The sequence below is a fragment of the Thiomonas sp. SCN 64-16 genome (genome assembly GCF_001725585.1).
Classification (GTDB): domain Bacteria; phylum Pseudomonadota; class Gammaproteobacteria; order Burkholderiales; family Burkholderiaceae_C; genus Thiomonas; species Thiomonas arsenitoxydans.
On record NZ_MEGQ01000053.1, the window covers coordinates 1 to 16,845 of the forward strand.

Sequence of the window (16,845 nt, forward strand, 5' to 3'; positions counted from 1 at the left end):
GAAATTGCGTGCGAAATTGAAGATAGGAGCCCACCCTATGCTGCACAGCTATGCGGCGAGCAATTTCCAGTCTTTCTTGGACCGTGTCGAGATCGATCTCGTCGTCAACCAGCGCGTTCCCCACACCGACTGGATGGCGACCAGCGCTGCCGGTCAGCGTGTGTCGAAGGTGCTGGGCGTCATCGGCGCGAACGCGTCCGGCAAGACAGCGTTGCTCAAGCCCCTGGCGTTTCTGGGTTGGTTTCTAAGTGCCTCGTTCCAGCAAACGCAGCCGGGAGCCCCCATTCCGGTGTCGCCGCATTTCGCCAACAACGCCGAGCCGGTGGAATTGGAATGCACCGCTGAAATCCAGGGCCATCTGTGGCGCTATGTGCTGCGTTGCACCCCGCAGCGGGTGCTGCACGAAGCGCTGTACCGCAAACATGATCGCTTTTGCTATGTTTACATCCGAGATTGGATTGAGGCCAAAGCAACTTACTCCGTGCGACAGCAGGACTTTGGCCTTGACCCCACCAAGGCGGTGGAAGCGCGGCCCAATGTCTCGCTGATTGCCTGGGCTGCGCAATACGGCGTGCCCTTGGCGCTCAAACTCGCCACGCCCATCGTCAGCAGCAATGTCAACATGGTGGGCCGTGTCCAGACGGGCGATCTTGCCGTGTTGCAAGCCAGCAAGAGCTTTTATGAGAACCCGCCTCTGCGAGAGCAGATGGAACGTCTGCTCTGCGGCTGGGATCTGGGCCTTTCTGGACTGAGCATCCGCGAGTCCGAAGTCGCGCAGAACCTGCTCAACCCTGACGTCAAACAGAAGGTCTGGATGCCCTACGGCCACCATGCCAGTCATGGTCAGGATTTCGAGTTGCCCTTTTTCCTGGAGTCCAACGGCACCAAGAGCGCGTTCTCCTTGCTCTCGTTTTTGCTGCCCACCCTCAGCAAGGGCGGCTTGGCGGTGATCGATGAATTTGAGAGCGACTTGCACCCCCACATGCTGGCGGCGATTCTCGATCTCTTTGCCAGTCAGCGGACCAATCCGCATAACGCCCAGTTGGTGTTCACCAGCCACGCCATCGAAGTGCTGAACCTGCTGGACAAACATCAGGTCATGTTGGTGGAGAAGAACGCGGATTGTGAGAGCACCGCCCTGCGGCTCGATCAGATCGGCGGCGTGCGCAGCGATGTCAGCCTGTACGGCAAATACATGACCGGTGCGTTTGGCGCAGTGCCCAATCTGTAATGGCGCCGCGACATCCGAATCGCCCGCAATACCGCACCCTGCTCCTTGTCGGCGAGGGCGAAACCGAACAGGCCTTTTTGCAGCACGTCAAGGCGCTGTACGTGCAACGCGGCAGCGGCTTGCGTGTGACCGTGCGCTGCGCCCACGGCAAAGGCGCAGGCCATGTGGTGGACTACGCCATCCGCCAGCGAATTCACCAGTTCGACCAGGTTGCTGCGCTGCTCGATCCGCGCCATTACGCGGCGCACTTCGGCGCTGATGCCTTGCAAGTCTGGCGAAAAATAGAACCCACGCTGGACGACTTGCTACGCTTGCTCGCAGCGTAGCCATTGGCGGCACGACTTCATACAACACACCACCCCATGCCATTTCTCGATTGGGTCAACAAAAACCAGGCCAAGGAAACGTCGCGCGACGTGCCTTATCACCTGCTCCACCAACAACAGACCTACGGCGACGCGGCCGACAACCTGCTGATCCAGGGCGACAACCTGCTTGCGCTCAAGGCGCTGATTCCCTTTTATGCGGGCCGGGTGAAGTGCATCTTCATCGATCCGCCCTACAACACCCAGAGCGCGTTCGAGCATTACGACGACAAGCTGGAGCACAGCCAGTGGCTGTCGATGATGTACCCGCGACTGGTGCTGCTGCGCGAGTTGCTGGCGGAGGACGGCTCGATCTGGGTGACCATCGACGACAACGAAGCGCACTACCTCAAGGTGTTGATGGATGAGGTGTTTGGGCGAAACAATTTTGTTTCAAACGTCATATGGCAGAAGCGTTTCTCGCCGAACAGCACTGCCGTTCACTTGTCCGATTCGCACGACCACGTTTTGTCCTATGCCAAGGCCAAACAGTCCTGGAACAGGAATCTCTTGCGGCGCACAGCCAAGGCCGATTCAACATACAAAAATCCTGATAACGATCCCCGGGGCGTATGGACTTCAAGCGATCTTTCTGCAAGAAACTTCTATTCCCTTGGCACCTACAGCGTGACGAGCCGAACGGGAAGAGTTATCAGCGGGCCACCCCCAGGTCGCTATTGGACAATAGCAAAGGAAAAGTTTCTGGAACTCGACGCAGACAACCGCATCTGGTGGGGCAGTTCAGGGAACAACCAGCCACGCCTTAAGCGATTTTTGTCGGATGTGAGATCTGGGGTTGTTCCACAAACGATCTGGCTTCACGAAGAAGTTGGCCATACCCAGGAGGCCAAAAAGGAGGTATTGGCATTCGATTCCGAGAACGTCTTTGGCACTCCAAAGCCAGAGCGCTTAATCGAACGGATGCTGGATATAGCCACCAACCCCGGCGACCTCATCCTCGACTCCTTCCTCGGCTCCGGCACCACGGCCGCCGTGGCGCAAAAGATGGGCCGTCGCTGGATCGGCATCGAAATGGGCGAGCACGCCCGCACCCACTGCATCCCCCGCCTGCAAAAGGTCATCGACGGCGAACAGGGCGGCATCAGCGAGGCGGTCGGCTGGAAGGGCGGCGGCGGTTTTCGTTTCTACACCCTGGGCGAGACGGCGTTCGACGCCCACGGCCACATCAACGCCGCCGTGCGTTTTGCCACGCTGGCCGCCTATGTCTGGCACCTCGAAGTGGGCGAGCCCGGCGCGCAGGACTTCGATTCGCCCTTGCTGGGCATGCACAACGGCACGGCCTACTACCTGCTTTACAACGGCATTCTGGGCGACCGCAGGCCCGATGGCGGCAATGTGCTCACCCATCCCGTCCTGCAGCACTTGCAGGCGCTCGCCGCGCATCCCGGCCCGAAGGTGATCTACGGCGAGAGCAGCCGCCTTGGCCCGGCGCGGCTTGCTGCCGAGGGCATCACCTTCAAGCAGATTCCCTACGACATCAAGATGCGCTGACCCAGATGCTCACCCTCAAGACCTACCAGCAGCAAACCCTTGATGCGCTCACCGGGTTTTTGCAGCGCTGCCGCAGTCAGCCCGTGGCGCAAGCCTTCGCCGCCACCCTGGCAGGGCAGGAACGGGCCGTGGCCTACCAGCCGATTTTCGGTGACACGCCCGCCGTGTGCCTGCGCATCCCCACCGGCGGCGGCAAGACACTTGTGGCCGCGCACTGCATCGCGGCCACATCGCGCACCCTGCTCGACACCGATGCCCCCGTGACGCTGTGGCTCACCCCCTCCGACACCATCCGCACCCAGACCCTCGAAGCCCTGGCCAATGTGCGCCACCCTTACCGCCAGGCGCTCGCCCACTCTTTCGGCGACCGCGTGCAGGTGTGCGACCTCGACAGCCTGCAAACCCTCAGCCCGCAGGACGTGGGCAAGGCGGCCATCGTGGTGGTGGCCACCATTCAGAGCTTCAACGTCAGTAACACCGCGCAGCGCAGTGTGTACGCCTTTTTCGAGGAACTGGCGCCGCACTTCGACAACCTGCCGCCGCAGCTCACGCAGGGGCTGGAGAAAGTCACCGCCGCCGATCTGCTGAGCCAACCCTACCTGACCGAGAAAGACGTGGGGAGGGTGAAGTATTCCGTGGCCAACTGGCTGCACCTGCAGCGCCCGGTGGTCATCGTGGATGAGGCGCACAACAACCGCACCGAGCGCTTCTTCCAGACGCTGGGGCGGGTGAATCCCAGTTGCATCATCGAACTCACCGCCACGCCGGTTGCGGGCAACAACGTGCTGCACCATGTCAGCGCCCAGGAACTCAAGGCCGAGCAGATGATCAAGCTGCCCATCGTGCTGGCCGAACATCCGCAGGGCTGGCGCGACTGTGTGGCCGACGCCATGCGCACCCGCGACCAGTTGGAGACCACGGCGCAGGCCGAGCCCGACTACATTCGGCCCATCGTCCTGATTCAGGCGGCGCCCAAAGGCAATGAAGCCACGGTCGATGTGGTGCGCCAGTACCTGATCGACGACCAAAAGATTCCCGAAGACCAGATCGCGGTGGCCACCGGCGCGCAAAAGGAACTCGACGGCATCGACCTGTTCGACCGCGCCTGCCCGGTTCGCTACGTCATCACCGTGGAAGCGCTCAAGGAAGGCTGGGATTGCTCCTTTGCCTATGTGCTGGCTTCGCTGCAATCGGTGAACTCGGCCAAGGACGTGGAGCAGTTGCTCGGGCGCGTGCTGCGCATGCCCTATGCCCGCTCCCGCCAGCAGGAGGCGCTGAACAAGGCCTATGCCCACATCATTGCCGAGAACTTCGCCCAGGCGGCGTCCACGCTCAAAGACCGCATGGTGCAGAACATGGGCTTCGAGCGCTTCGAAGCCGCTGCGGCCTTGCTGCCGCAAACGTCGCTCGATTTGCAAGGGGGGCAAGGCAGGGCGCCAAACGCGATTCCTGACTTCACGCTGCAGGTTTCACAAGCGCCTGACACCCAGCACTGGCCGGAACCGCTGCGACAGGCCGTGGACATCCGCCCAACTTCGCAAGGCGCGACGGTGATTCTGCGCGGCGATGTCAGCGCCGACACGCTGGCGCAGGCGCAAGCCTTCGTCGAGAACACCGTTCCCGCCAAGGAACGCGACAAGGTGCGCGACCAGTTCGACGACTTCCGCGCCCTGCGCCAGGCCATGCGCGCCCCGGCGCAATTGGGCGCGAACTTCATCCCCATCCCGCAGCTTTGTCTGAACCTCGACGGTCACCTGGAAACGGTGGAGCGGGAGACACTGACCGGACTGGGCGACTGGAATCTGGCGAAGCAGCCCGCACAACTGGCCGGGTTCAACATCACCGAGACGGTGAACACCTTCCAGATCGACGTGAACGCCGCGCGCGTTGAATACCGAAAGATCGACACCGCGCAGCTTCACCTCGACGATGCCCCCAGCCATGTGTCCGAGCAAGACCTGGTGGCGTGGCTGGATCGGGAGTTGCGCCAGCCCGATGTGTCGCAGCCGCAATTACAGGCTTATCTGCTTCGCATGGTGCAGCACCTGCTGCACGACCGGCGCATGACCCTCACCGCGCTGGTGCGGGCGCGGTTCCAGTTGGCACAGGCCATCGAGCGCGAGATCGAACGGCTGCGGCAATATGCCGTGGCGCAGGGGTTTCAGCTTCGGCTGCCGGAGATGACTGTGCCGCCAACAGAACAAGCGGCGCCGCACAGCTTTCGCTTCCAGCCCGGGCAATATCCGGCCAGGAATGTGTACCGGGGCAGCTACCAATTCGACAAGCACTTCTACCCGGTGATTCACGACTTGCGGGAGAAGACCCCGGGCGGGAAGGAAACCGAAGAATTCCAATGCGCCCGGCTGATCGACGCGCACCGGCTGGTGAAGTTCTGGGTGCGCAACATCGAGCGTCAGCCGCAATGTTCGTTCTGGCTCCCGACCGCCACGGATTACTTCTACCCGGACTTTGTGGCCGAACTCATCGACGGGCGCATTCTCGTCGTGGAATACAAGGGCGAGCCCTACAAGACCAACGACGACTCGCGCGAGAAAAAACTGGCCGGTGAGCAATGGGAGCGCAGCAGCGACGGACGCTGCCTGTTCCTGTTCGCGGTGGAGCGCGATGATCAGGGGCGGGACGTGGCGAAACAGCTCGAAGCCAAGATCGGGGGCTGACGATGGCACGCCGCCGCAAGCGCAAAAGCCTCAGTGAAATGGGGTTCACGCTGCTCGCCATCGGCGGAGGCGGGCTGCTCGCGCTGAGCTTTTTGCAAAACAGTCCCTTGACGATCATGTTCATGGCGTTGCGTCCCTGGGCGTGGCTGGCCGTCGCTCTCGGCGCCTTCCTCCTCGGCTTGCAGGCACTGTCCACACGACGGGCCGGTGATTTGAGCGGGAAGCCTGACGAGCCGAGCTTCGGGAGCCGTCGGTCCCCCTCAACACACAGATCCAGTCAACCCGCAGACGTATTGATCGACGATGACCTGCGCGACCGCTGGCGTCCCCCCGAGCGAGCAGAGGCCGCCGTTGCGCGGCCGACAGCCTGGACGCAAGCCGTGTTCGATCTGATCGAATGGCGGCGCTTTGAAGCGCTGTGCGAGGCGTTGCTGCAACAGGAGGGATGGTTCACCGCATCGCAGGCGTTCGGTGCGGATGGCGGCATCGACATCCGGCTCTACGGCGATGCGTCCAAATCGCAGTTGATCGGCATCGTGCAATGCAAGAACTGGTCAAGGAAAAAGATCAGTGAAGTGCCGATCCGCGAATTCCTGGGCCTGAAAACCGATCACGGCGTCAGCACGGCGTTGTTCATCACCTCGTCCTCGTTCCTGCCCGGCGCGGTGGATTTGGCGGCCCGGCATGACATCGTGTGGGTGGATGGCAGGGGGCTGCTGGCCCGCATTCTGGCGCAGCCCGTTGAAGTGCAGCAACGCTTGCTGGCAGTGGCCACGGAGGGCGAGTTCTGGCGGCCCACCTGCGTTCAGTGCGGAACGAAGATGACGCTCAAAACGAACTCCACCAATGCAAGCCGGTTCTGGTCGTGCACACGGTGTGGGCATACGCTGTCTGCGCGTCAGGAGGTTGGGGCGTGAAGCCGATTCCGTGGATGGCGGTGGCTTGGTTCGCTGTCTCGATCATTGCCTTGGTGATGTCGATCAAGACGTTTCAGTCGGCTACAGGGCCGCTACACGGGCACGCATCACAAAGTGCGCTGATCCCCAGTCCGGCGACCTCCGTCGCCCCTGCGCCCGTCAACCCAAGCGCCCACACGGCTGCGACCCCGCAAACGCCGCCAGTTCAAAATCGCCCATTCATCGCGGCGGGCGACAAACTGCTCAAATGCGTCGTGAACGGTCAGGTGACCTATACCAACAACCCGCAAGAGTGTCCCGCCGGTACGGCGTCTGATTTGACCGTTTATCCCACGAAGGGCTATTTGGCGACGAAGCCGTAACGCATGCCTTCGACGACACCTTGAAAAACTATCTCCATGACCGATCTCAACCAAGCCCTGACTGCCGAAGAGCTCGACGAGCTCAGCGATTTTCTGGCTCAGCCCGATATGGAGGATCGGTCGATGGATCTGTCCATGCTGGAGGGGTATCTGACGGCCATACTCATCGGCCCGCGCGTGGTGATGCCATCGCAGTGGTTGCCCTGGGTGTGGGATGCCGACGAAGGGCAGGAAGAGGCCGTATTCGCTGATCTCGATCAGGCCAATCGCATCATGGGTCTGCTGATGCGTTTTCTGAATGGCATTGTTCAAACCTTCTTGACCGACCCGGCTGCGTTCGAGCCCATTTATTGGCGTGGCGCGCAATGGAGCGCCGCCGAATGGTGCGAAGGGTTCCTGCTGGGCACGCGGTTCGACCGTGAGGCCTGGGCGGGTTTATGGGTGATTCAGCCAACCTGGGTGACGCCTTTCCTACGGCTGGGTACGGAGACGGGCATCAACTCCACGAAGAATGAAAGCAATGCCGAGCTGTGGATGCAGGCCGTCGCACCGATGCTGATCAAGATTCACGCTTTTTGGAAAGAACGGCGGCAGGCGGTGCCTGCAGGGATCGTCGAGGATGACTTCGGATTCGGGCGGCAGCGTCCTCCCGCCGTGCGCGCCACGTCGAAAGTCGGCCGCAACGAACCATGCCCATGCGGCAGCGGGAAGAAGTTCAAGAAGTGTTGCGGGAGCACAAGCGAGACCGCTCCGCCGGGGCCCCATCTGCATTGAGCTGCGCGCTGCGCTGTCTGCTATCCATTTCGATCTAAAGCTGCGGCAGGCGCCAAGATTCGGCGCCGGAATGGCCTCGCGGCGCACCCCCTTATCTGGGTCATAGTGGGGGATGCGAAAAAGCGGATCTGGCCTCGTGGGCTATCGTGCCGAGGTTCCGACCTCGTGCCGTAGCAAATCCTGCACTTCACACCCGAAGTACTCGCAAAGCTTGTCCAGCACATCGAGCTCTATCCGCTCTGCAGTCTCGTGATAGAGGCGCGTCAAGGTTCCGCGGTTGATCCCGGTGTCGCGCGCGACGTCCGCAATCTTGAGTTTGCGGTCGCCCAGCAGTGAAGAGAGTCTGCACTTGATCACAATGACCTCCAGAGAATCATTTTTGCAACAGGAAGATCGTTTTGGCTTGCAAAAGATCTACAACGACATAGAATGGTCTCTAGGAGATCATTCCGAGCAATGGGGAGTGAATCCGACCTTCAACGCATCTTACTAGGAGAGCAACACGATGTGCACCTATCTCACCACCGACGAGCTTTCAGCCCGGATCAAGTACGACGCGCGGACAATCCGCGAACGTCTCAAGGACTCCGTGCTGCTTGAAGGCATTCACTACGTGCGCCCATTCGGGCGCCGCAAGATCCTCTACATCTGGGAGCAGATCGAAAAAGACCTCAACGCGCTGTCGGGCGAGTCTTCGGCGATTCGGATGGCAGACGGGAGCGTGTGTCATGCCTAACATCCGAGTCCGCCCAGACACGGGCAAGCTCTTTCTGGACTTCCGGCACGGCGGCAAGCGCTACCGTGAACAGACGTCCATGGAGGACACGAAAGAGAACCGGAAGAAGTTGGAGCGGCTTGCTGCACGAATCCAACGCGATATGCAACTTGGGACGTTTGATCCAGGCGCCTATTTCCCGAAAGCAGGATTTGGCACCCGATCGGCAATAGCACCCGCAACGTCGGCCCCGCCAAGCACCACAGCGACGTTTACGGCGCCAGCGATTCCTCCAACCCCACGGTTCGCCGATTTCGCGCAGCAATGGCAAGCCGAGAATGCGGTGCAATGGCGGCGCTCTTACCAGCGCACGGTCGCCGACATCGTCTCGGTGCACTTGTTGCCGCACTTCGGGCAGCAGGAAGTCGGAAGCATCTCGCGGGAACAGATTCTGATCTTTCGGTCCTCACTCGCCAAAGCTCCGGGCCGCAAGAAGGAAACCCTGTCACCCCGCAGAATCAACGCAGTGATGAACATCCTGCGCGGAATTCTCTTTGAAGCCTCCGACCGCTACCAGTTTACCTGTCCGTTTTACAACATCAAGCCGCTCAAGGTCGCCAAGAGCGACGTGCAGCCCTTCACTCTCGACGAGGTCAAGGCGCTGCTCGCGGCCGTGCGCGAGGATTTCCGGGATTACTACACCGTGCGCTTCTTTACCGGACTGCGCACCGGAGAGATCGACGGGCTCAAGTGGAAGTATGTCGACTTCTCGCGCCGCCTCATTCTCATCCGCGAAACCCTCGTGGCGGGCGAGGAAGACGAGACCAAGACCATCGAGTCCAACCGTGACGTGCAGATGAGCCAGATCGTGTTCGAGGCCCTCCAAAGGCAATTTGCGCGAACCGGGCCTCTGAAGAATTGGGTGTTTTGCAACCGCCAGGGCCAGCCGCTGGATCACAACAACGTCACCAAGCGCGTGTGGTACCCGCTGCTGCGCTATCTCGGCTACACGCCACGGCGTCCTTACCAGACTCGGCATACGGCCGCCACCCTCTGGCTGGCCGCCGGCGAGAACCCCGAATGGATCGCCCGGCAGATGGGACACACCTCCACCGAGATGCTGTTCAAGGTCTACAGCCGTTACGTCCCCAACCTGACCCGACGTGATGGTTCGGCGTTCGAGCGCTTGCTCACCACGGCCATGGCCCGTGTGGACGTGACGCAGAACCTGCCCGCCGCCGCACAAGGAGCCCAACATGACTGAACCCACGCACCCCTGTCCCAGCGACTTGCCGATGTTGCCGCAGATCTACCGGCTGGCCAGCGTCAACAGCCGAGCCGATGCGACCGGATGTTTGCATCACACGGCCCATCTGTTTCACACCCAGGCCAGTTTCAAAGCCTGCTGGTCCTCCCGCCAACTTGATGCCCGGCTGCGCAGCGGCGTGTTGGTCAGTCCGCGCTGGAGCGGCCCTGGGCGCAGCGAGAATGGCTGCCTGGCCATCGCGCGGCTGGTGGTCTTGGAGCGGCCCGTGGCCGAGCTGGGATTGTTCCAGACCGCATTGCCCGGATGGCCGGTAGAGCCTGCGCTACTGCAGCGCGCGCACCGGCTGTGGCAGGCTTTGCCGGTTTCCCACCGTCTATTGCTCAACGCCCTCTTTTGGGACGCAGAGCGGTTTCGACGGTTCTGTACCGGGCCGTCTTCGATGGAAGGACACCATCACGACGAAGCGGGCAATCTGCGCCACACCGTCGAAGTGGCCGAGCAGGTGCGCGCACTGGCGACCGACCGGGCGTATGTCGACCGGGATCTGGCCGTGCTGGCGGCGCTGCTGCACGACGCTGGCAAGGCGGAGGAGTATCGGCGGCGTGCCGATGGCAGTTGGGGGATGAGCGACCGCGGGCGACTTATTGGTCACCGCACCACCGTCATCGAATGGGTGGCCGGCGCCATCGCCCGCTGGCGCATCCGCCTGCCTGCCGGACACGAGATGGCGCTGCTGCACATTCTGGCCGCCGTTGCGCATGCCCCGGCGTGGATGGGCCTGCGAGAGCCGCAGACGCCGGAAGCGGAACTGCTCTCGCTGGCCGACCGGCTCTCCGGGACGGACGATCTCATGCAGCGATTATTGCCCAACGGGGCAGGCTGGGGCGTCTATCACAAACACCTGGGACGGCGACCCTATCGGGTGGCAGCGCCCGGGTTGGTGTGAGGGCGTTCGTACAACACGGGATGGCTCGGGTTTGGGAATGGAATGAGGTGGCGGGGCGCTGTGGCGCTTGCGGGCAGCCGCCGATCGGTGGACGAGCGGTGGGCAGGCGGCAGGCTGTCCACAAACTCCCAGCGCAAGGTCGATCTGTTGGAGGTTATGGCCCTTTTCTCACCAGTATGGATATCGTCATCACATAAGCGGCGGCATCCAGCGCGGCGATCAGCCCGCCAGGACGGGCCTTGCCGTGCGCGGCATCGATCACCCGCAACTGCCCATCGGGCGGCGAGGGATGCGAGGGGTGGAATGACCGCGCTGCTTGAACCGAGATCGTCACCGCGCCGCCCAGTGCCGTCGCCCAATGATGCACCTGCTCGGTTGCCGTGTGCGCACTGCGCAACGCGGGCTGGAGCTGCCAAGACAGCGCGTGGGCTTGGAGCGCCGGGGAGTGCATCGACAGGGTATCGAGCATCTGTTTCCACTGCCGGGCATCCTCCAGTGCGGTGAACGCCACGGCATGATCATCGCTGTCGTGCAAGCGCCAGTGTAGGCTCAGCGCCTGCTCGGCCGCTGCCGCGTCCGCTTGCGACCATTTCCGCCAGGCTTCGAGCGCGGACTGGGCCGTGGTGCGCAGCGCCCGCGAGCGCAGTTGCTTGAGGGTGCGAGGCCGTTCGAGTCGCAAATGACCGACGACCATCGGCGCGACAGGGCGTTCGGTTCGCGTGTGTCGTGCCGGGCTGGTACCGCGCAACTGCGCCCACCGCTCCATGACTTGATGGATGCGCTGTGCCACAGTATCGCTGACTGGGCGAACCGACTCCGTGTCATAGGGAACCCGGCGTAAAGCTGCCAGCAAGGCCAGCGCATCGGTGATGTTCATCAGCGCCGAATCGACCGGAGAGGGCTGGCCAGCGCTGGGTGCCCCGCCAGACGGGGGCTCCGCGGGCCAGGGGCAACACAGGGACTGCGCGTGGGCTGAGGACGTCGCTAACTTTTTAACCCAGTGTGCGCTGCGAACCACCCAACTGCTGCTTGGGCCCAGACGGTGCTGTTGTACGTCGACCCAATTGACCGTGGAGCCTGCCAACCAGGCGATGACCTTCGAAGGCGGAGATGACGCCTCATGTTGCACGGCCTGGCCGAGCAGCAGGTCGAGTAGATGCACATAGCTGCCCAAAGTGGTTTGCGGCGTGGCGTGCCCCATGAAGGCGGCCACGGCCCACAACAAAGGGCGCTGGGCTTCGCCCAGTCCGAGGAGGGCTTGGCGCTTGGGCGCAATGGACTCGGGTTTCAAGCCGAGCAGGGCGGCGGCTCCCGGGGTGAGGTCGTCCATGAACTGGGCGAGCAGCGCATTGGCCGCACTATGACGCAGGTGATGGAATCGCAGCGACGGTTCCCCGCAGACCGCGCGCATCGCCGCTTGTACCGGGTTGAACAGGGCCTCCTCGGGCCGGGGCTGGTCCGGCGCCTGCGGATCGGGCAGGAACAAGGCCGTCTGCCTGAAGTCCGGGCTGTTTTGCAGCAGTCGTTCCGTTTCTGCATGGATCCGGCGCAGCAGATCCAGTTCCTCCTGCGTGCAGAACGCGCTCAGCGGCAGCACACGGCGGCCGCTGTCGCGCTTGAGCGCGCGTCCGGCATGGCTGCGCACGAACAGCAGGGGCTGCGGGCGCCATTGCACATCGATCCAGCGCAGCCCGCGGATTTCCGTGCGCCGCAGGCCGCAGCGATAGCCCAGGATCGCCGCCGCCTGGCAGTGGCGTGGCTGGGCGCTGCGCCGCAGTGTTTGCCGCACCGACACGAACTCTGATTCGGTGATCAGTTGGGCGTCGACGCTGGAACCCATACCCTCGTCCAGGTCGGGCGCCGGGCTATCCCACCGTTTGTGCGCACGCACGAAGGTGTCGAGCTGTTGGAGTGCGGTGGCGATGTTGCTGCGATGACGCTCCCCCGTGGCCTGCACGATGGACTGGATGGCATCGTCCCAGACCGTGACCTCGTCGGGAAGATGCGTACCCAGCACCGCAGCGAGTTTGCGATCCACTCGGGCAAGTAGCTCGCGCGCCGAACTCAGGCGAATGCCCTTGCGGCCAGAGGGCTGCAACAGTCCGATCAGCCATCCGGCCAAGACCACTTCCAGCCGGTTCGGGTCTGACACGTGCTGCTGCACGAACCTGCGCAGTGCACGCGCGATCTGCGGAGCGCGCTGTGGCGCGGCGCGCAGCAGGCGACGGAGTTCGGTAGAGGGGACGATGGCATCGGGCGAAGACGGCGTTGCAGAGGCGCGGCCCGGCCCGGTGCGCTCCACCGTCGGCGCCGGGATCGGTTCGGGGGCCAGTCGCTGGCCCATCAACAGACGCCACCAGGCGTGCGGCGGCAGACAGGCGTTGGCGACAAGGCCGCGGGCTGCCTGCGCCAGAAACGGCGGCAGCCGATAGTGCCACTTCGCCTGGGCGCAGCGCACGAAGTCGGTATAGCTGTCCAAGCCCAAAGACTGGACATCCAGAAAGCGTTTGAGCGCCTTCCAAATCGGACGTGCCACAGACGGGGACGAGTCGGCTTCTCCGCTCAGGGGCGGGCTGTCGCGGCGTTGGTCGAACCAGCGCAACGCAAGCTGGGCGGTGAACGGATCGAACAGATGTCGCTGCCAGTTGCCGCTGCGGTCAGTCCACTCCGTCCAAACCCAGCGACCATCTGGGCTGACGCGAAGGGTGTTGGCCCTGAGCGCGGCGGCGACTTGCCGGATGCGGTCTTCGCCGATCAGCGCCGACGACCAAATGGCGCTGATGAGAATCTGCTCGAAAGTGATCTCGGCGCCAGTCTGGGCGCTTCGCTGCCAATGGGCTTGCAGCGCCTGATCGATCAAGCCCTCCTGCGTCAAGGCCGGGAAGGTCAGGGCGTTGAGCGGCGGGGTCGGCCCGCGCAGCACCAGAATCCGCGGGGGAACACGCACGCTCCAGCCGCGTTCCAGCCGCCCGCGTTCCAGCCCGGCGCTGAGGAAGTTGGTCGCCCAGCGTCGCTCCGCCCCGGTAAAGGTTTGATCGATGCGTTGACGCAGCGCTTGCACCGTTTCATCGGGAATGACCAGATCGGGACAGCCCTGCAGCCAATCCTGCAACCCCTGCTGCGCGATCCACTCACGCACCTGCGCCTGAATACGCGCCCGATGGTGCTCTGCGTTCGCGCGGCGTTGCTGCAAGCCGTTCTCTGCGGCCTGCGGCTCGGACGCGGCGACGGCGAATCCTTTCCAGTCGCTCAAGCCCAGCCCCGAACCACGTGAAAGCCAGCCTCGCGCACGAGTTGTTCGATCGGGTCGCGTAAAGACTCGATGACCCTGCGCGCGGGCAGGGCGCTGTAGCGTCCCCAGGGCTCAGCACCGCGCTGCCAGTGCCCCATGAAGAATTCGATGAGTTCGCCAGACAGCCCCATTTGCGCCAGACGCGAACGCAGCCAATGCCGACTGGTATTGCGCGGCAGGGTATAGCCGGTGACCTGCTCCAGCGCGGCGTGCATCTTTTGCGTGGGGCGGTCGATGCATTCGAGTCGGCCGCGGACACGCCGCAGATAAAACAGCACCGGCGGTGGTGAGATCAGGGTCTCAGGCGTCAGGCGAGTCAGGGTGGCGCGGGCGTGCCGGGCGTAAACGCGCAGTTGCTCAAGCGCGGTCGTGCAAAGCGGCGCCAGGCGGGTGGCGGATGCGGCAGCATCGTCCTTGTCGCTGAGGAGAACCACGCCGTGATGCCCATCGATCTGGTTCCAGTGGGGCAGCGGTTGCCCCACATCGCGCAATCCCAGACTGAATCGCAGCAGGGCGTGGACATACAGCGTGAAGGCGTTGTGCAGAATCAGTAGAGCGTCGTCGGCCAAGGGAGTGGACCGCGCATGCGTCAGCGCTTGGTCCAGGCTGTGGGCCAGCGCCTGCACCGTCCGGTCGAGCGGGACGATGGGCGCGCCCACACCGATGACCGGTGCGTCAGGTTCGATTGCCGAGGCGGGATGGGCGCCGTCGTTCTCACCCAAGTGGGGGTCGGCCTGCTGCAACGCCCCCCAGGCCCGGTCCTGCTCCTGGCGGATCCAGCGCACGAGGTCGCCCGTGGGCACGTGCAGATAGTGCAGCCCGGTGTCGGCCAGTAGATGAGGTCGTCCCGTAGCCAGACTGGCCAGGGCATGATCGCGCCGCTGTTCGACGAGCCGGCGAAACATCCATTGCCCCACAGCGCTGAGGGTGAGCCGTCCGGAGGTCTGTATCACTTGGTCGCGCAGCCAAGCGGCCGCTAGTTGCTGCAGCGGCCCGGGTTTGATCTCATAGGCGTCAACCTGTGTTTTGCGCGGATGGGTAGACAAGCGCTGTACGCTGGGTAGGGCGTCGATCACGGGACGCAGGACGACGGGAAGCGGAACGTCGATGGCGTTCGCACAAGGCCGTGCTTTGCTCCGGTCGACGCCGCGGTAAACCGGCTGACCTGCAGGACGTCGCACGGGCAGGCGCAATGTCCAGCGATCCAGCAGTAACAAGGGATGCGGTGAGGGGGCCTGCGGGGCATCCTGGGCATGCGAGAGAACCGTCATTGCGCAGAGGCCGCCGTCGTCTTCGGTCTGCAGCGGATGGGATGTCCACAGCGCAAGTCCCAGCAGGGCGGCCGTCTCGCGTGTCGCCGGGTCTTGGCTTTTGCTGTCGGCGCAGAGGGCCTGCCACAGCCGCGCCACTTCCGCTTCGGTGAGTCGCGTCCAATCCGCGGCGAGCAACTGCATCGACCGCTCACGGCGGGCGATGAGCGCCCGGGTGCGCAGCACCTGTTCGGCCAGGCTGCGTTCCTTGGGCACAGGCGGGGTGAGATCGAGCGGGTCGTCTTCGCCAGTTTCGGTCCACTCGACGTATTCCTCTTGCGGGTCGCATTCGGCAAGGCTCAGCCCGCTGCGCTTGAGCGCCTCCACCGTCGTGGTGCGCAGCCGCGTCACGGATTGAATCTGCAGCGCATCGCCGAGATCGAGCCGGAGTTTTTGGGGCGGTGAGCTGTAGGTCTCGCCGCTGTCTTCATCGTTTTCGTCGTCTTGTGCGGCGGTCTTGATCAGATCGTGGTGGCGCAGCACCGGCTCGATGATGCGACGAATGGCATCGACCTGCGACTCACGCTCGCTCGATGTAGGGATGCGGATCCAGTCATTTGCCAGGGGGCGCTCGGCCAGGATCTGCGGGTGGCTTTGCACCAGCTCGCGCAAGGCTGTGCATGCGTCGTAAATCGGAGACGATCCGGCCTGCTCGGCTGCGAGTTGCTGCGCGCGCGCCTTGGCAAACAGCACGACCATCGCGACCGCATTCAGGATCACGGGATCGCGTGCCGCTTTTGCATTTCGCCAGTGCCAGCTGCCCAGCAGCGTGTACAGGGGGTGCGAGGACATCGCCCCGCGAAACGGTTGCAGGCGGGTAGCGGCAGGACGTTGCAACGGTTTGAGGGCAGGCGGGATCTTGGACGACGAGGGGTTCAGCACGTTCTGCATCGCCTGCAGTCCGGCAATGACCTGGGCAGACGGCGCCACGGCGCCCAGTGCAGTGGCGCAATCTGCAGCCACGGAGCGCAAGGTTGGCAGCAGCAATTGCGTGCCTTCGATGACTAGCGCCAAAGCTAGTGCCGTGTCGGGCGCCTCAATCCACTGCAGCGCCGCGTTCGCGGCGTCGGTATTGCCGCTGAGTTTGCGCAGCGCGTCAAGGGCGGTCTGTTGCGCTGGCCGGGTGTTCATCGTCCGCGTCGGCTCGGGTGGGGCGGCGGGTGGACAGCGTCTGACGGGTGACGTCCAGCACGCGGGCCAAGGCCTTCAAACTCTTGATCTGCGGGGTGAGATCTTGAGTCCAACCGTGGCTGCGCGCCTGATCGTGCAGTTGCACGAGTTCGGTTTGCAAGGCCTTGAGCGGGCCGACACTGGTGATCAGCAGCCAGCGTTCAGCGCAGAGCAAGGCGGTGATGTCGTCGTCAGACGTGTCTTTCGGCAAGACCGTCGCGGGCACTGCAAACGCGGCAGGCAGTGCAGTGGGCGGCACAGTGTTGCGCGATTTGATGCGTGCGGGCGGAGCCGCCGATTCTTCGG

Annotated in this window: 13 protein-coding genes and 1 pseudogene; 10 read left to right on the top strand and 4 right to left on the bottom strand. The window is 63.4% G+C overall.

From position 1 onward, the window contains the following. The first annotated feature begins 37 nt into the window (after positions 1-37). The 7 genes from ABT24_RS13120 to ABT24_RS13150 are packed head-to-tail and all read left to right on the top strand — an operon-like array spanning position 38 to position 7,839. A complete protein-coding gene (locus ABT24_RS13120; RefSeq protein WP_286738007.1) occupies positions 38-1,231 on the top strand; it encodes an AAA family ATPase in 1,194 nt (397 codons plus the stop codon). Further along, a complete protein-coding gene (locus ABT24_RS13125) occupies positions 1,231-1,557 on the top strand; it encodes a hypothetical protein (RefSeq protein ID WP_276732743.1) in 327 nt (108 codons plus the stop codon). Before ABT24_RS13120 ends, ABT24_RS13125 begins: the two co-directional genes overlap by 1 nt. A 36-nt stretch (positions 1,558-1,593) precedes the next feature. Further along, a complete protein-coding gene (locus ABT24_RS13130) occupies positions 1,594-3,108 on the top strand; it encodes a site-specific DNA-methyltransferase (protein ID WP_276732739.1) in 1,515 nt (504 codons plus the stop codon). 5 nt (positions 3,109-3,113) lie between these two features. Beyond that, positions 3,114-5,786 (top strand): DEAD/DEAH box helicase, encoded by a 2,673-nt coding sequence (locus ABT24_RS13135; RefSeq protein WP_276732735.1) that lies wholly within the window; start codon positions 3,114-3,116, stop codon positions 5,784-5,786. Between the two features lie 2 nt (positions 5,787-5,788). Continuing rightward, positions 5,789-6,703, top strand: a complete 915-nt coding sequence (locus ABT24_RS13140; RefSeq protein WP_276732733.1) for a restriction endonuclease — start codon at positions 5,789-5,791, stop codon at positions 6,701-6,703. After that, positions 6,700-7,065: a hypothetical protein gene (locus tag ABT24_RS13145; RefSeq protein ID WP_276732731.1), complete on the top strand. Its 366-nt coding sequence runs from the start codon at positions 6,700-6,702 to the stop codon at positions 7,063-7,065. Before ABT24_RS13140 ends, ABT24_RS13145 begins: the two co-directional genes overlap by 4 nt. Before the next feature lie 36 nt (positions 7,066-7,101). Beyond that, the gene (locus tag ABT24_RS13150) at positions 7,102-7,839 is read left to right on the top strand and encodes a UPF0149 family protein (RefSeq protein ID WP_276732727.1); all 738 of its coding nucleotides are present in this window, start codon (positions 7,102-7,104) and stop codon (positions 7,837-7,839) included. Between the two features lie 141 nt (positions 7,840-7,980). Here ABT24_RS13150 and ABT24_RS13155 read toward each other — a convergent pair whose 3' ends face one another. Then, positions 7,981-8,196: a helix-turn-helix domain-containing protein gene (locus ABT24_RS13155; RefSeq protein WP_276732723.1), complete on the bottom strand. Its 216-nt coding sequence runs from the start codon at positions 8,194-8,196 to the stop codon at positions 7,981-7,983. Positions 8,197-8,344: 148 nt separating this feature from the next. On the opposite strand from ABT24_RS13155, the gene ABT24_RS13160 reads away from it, so the two are divergent. From ABT24_RS13160 to ABT24_RS13170, 3 genes are read left to right on the top strand one after another with little or no spacing between them, the layout of a single operon-like run. Beyond that, complete coding sequence (locus tag ABT24_RS13160) at positions 8,345-8,575, top strand: hypothetical protein (RefSeq protein WP_013107495.1); 231 nt, start codon at positions 8,345-8,347, stop codon at positions 8,573-8,575. Continuing rightward, the gene (locus ABT24_RS13165) at positions 8,568-9,818 is read left to right on the top strand and encodes a site-specific integrase (protein WP_276732718.1); all 1,251 of its coding nucleotides are present in this window, start codon (positions 8,568-8,570) and stop codon (positions 9,816-9,818) included. Before ABT24_RS13160 ends, ABT24_RS13165 begins: the two co-directional genes overlap by 8 nt. Beyond that, positions 9,811-10,767 (top strand): HD domain-containing protein, encoded by a 957-nt coding sequence (locus tag ABT24_RS13170; RefSeq protein WP_276732715.1) that lies wholly within the window; start codon positions 9,811-9,813, stop codon positions 10,765-10,767. Before ABT24_RS13165 ends, ABT24_RS13170 begins: the two co-directional genes overlap by 8 nt. 154 nt (positions 10,768-10,921) lie before the next feature. On the opposite strand, the gene ABT24_RS13175 is transcribed toward ABT24_RS13170, so the two are convergent. From ABT24_RS13175 to ABT24_RS13185, 3 genes and pseudogenes are all read right to left on the bottom strand, one after another. Next, positions 10,922-14,020, bottom strand: coding sequence for a tyrosine-type recombinase/integrase (locus tag ABT24_RS13175; protein ID WP_276732711.1), 3,099 nt, complete (start codon positions 14,018-14,020; stop codon positions 10,922-10,924). Then, positions 14,017-16,500, bottom strand: coding sequence for a DNA breaking-rejoining enzyme, catalytic core (locus ABT24_RS13180; protein WP_276732708.1), 2,484 nt, complete (start codon positions 16,498-16,500; stop codon positions 14,017-14,019). The genes ABT24_RS13175 and ABT24_RS13180 overlap by 4 nt, the downstream gene beginning before the upstream one ends. Beyond that, positions 16,466-16,845, bottom strand: a pseudogene (locus ABT24_RS13185) (hypothetical protein); the annotation flags it as partial. The gene ABT24_RS13180 and the pseudogene ABT24_RS13185, both read right to left, overlap by 35 nt.